Source organism: Caballeronia choica (assembly GCF_001544535.1).
GTDB classification, from domain to species: domain Bacteria; phylum Pseudomonadota; class Gammaproteobacteria; order Burkholderiales; family Burkholderiaceae; genus Caballeronia; species Caballeronia choica.
Genome location: NZ_FCON02000489.1, coordinates 1 through 1,163, shown reverse-complemented (window position 1 = coordinate 1,163; position 1,163 = coordinate 1). Strand labels below are relative to the sequence as shown.

Below are 1,163 nucleotides of genomic sequence, written 5' to 3'. Positions count from 1 at the left end.
TCGATGGATTCAACACGCTTGTCGTTCCATACGTTGGCGAAGTCATCTGCGAGAGCGCAGATACGAGCACGAGCCTCATCTCCAAGCAGATTCTGGTCTGACTGGCATAGGCGATCATGTTCTTGTTGCAGCACGTCGAGTCGACGTAGGTGGTCGTTCCAGTCGGCTTCGAGTGTATCGGCAACCATCCGGTTTGCAGGATCGACATTCATATAGCGACGGCGGGCGAGATCGGCTTCGTAACGCACGCGTTCCAGTTGCTTCAGACGCATGGAATTGGCTTGCTCAATACGCCCGGCGATCTCGTCCTCGACTGCGAGCGCTACTTCGATGGCGGCCGGCCCAACCGTCTCCATGAGCAACGCACTGATTGCATCATCGATCGCGCGCCCACGTACCGACTGGCACCACTTGCCCGCATCGTGAGCGGCGACATCGTGACATACGTAGTACGGTTCCATTCTTCCGCTTGCCTTCTGATAGCGCACACTCATGCGATTGCCACATATGCCGCAAACGACGCGACCCTGTAACAGTCCAACTCCTTCTCGAGGATTCGTACCTCGCACAAGCTGCGAACCGAAACCGCTGGCGCTTTGCCTGAGAGTCACCTGATTCCGCTCGAATTCGTCCCAGTCTATGTAGCCGACGTGGGCGTCTCGTATTAGAACCTGCCAGTCGGATTGTGCGACCCTCAGGCGCGTACTCGTCAGGTCCAACTTACGTGCAGTTCTCGTTCGACCGAAAACAAAGGCACCGGCATATCGGGGATTGTGGAGGACCTGCAGAACGCGCGATGTGTTCAGTGCTCCCCAGTGTACTTCGCCTTTGCCGATGCCACGACGGATCCGGCGCGGGAAGGACCAACCTTCGCGACGGAACCGACGCACAACCATGCTTGCGGAGCGCGTCTGCCTGTACGTATCGAATAGCAGTCGCAGGCTCGCGTGGATTTGCTGATCCGGGTCGATCTCGACCAAGCCGTTTGGATGGTAGACCAGCCCGATGGGAAGTGGTAGTTCGAGTTCGCCACGCCGCGCCTTGTTTCGAATCCCACCCTGCAGTCGCGCGTTCAGCACGTGCAACTCCGCCTCGCTCATGGTTCCCTTCAGACCGAGCAGCAGGCGGTCGTTGAAGTAAGCCGGATCGTATATGCCGTCTTC

At 58.0% G+C, this 1,163-nt stretch carries 1 protein-coding gene; it reads right to left on the bottom strand.

Translation table 11 applies throughout. The features are described from left to right. Positions 1 to 1,163, bottom strand: a 1,163-nt coding sequence (locus AWB68_RS45215) for a recombinase family protein (RefSeq protein ID WP_200828986.1), incomplete at both ends; no start/stop codon positions are given.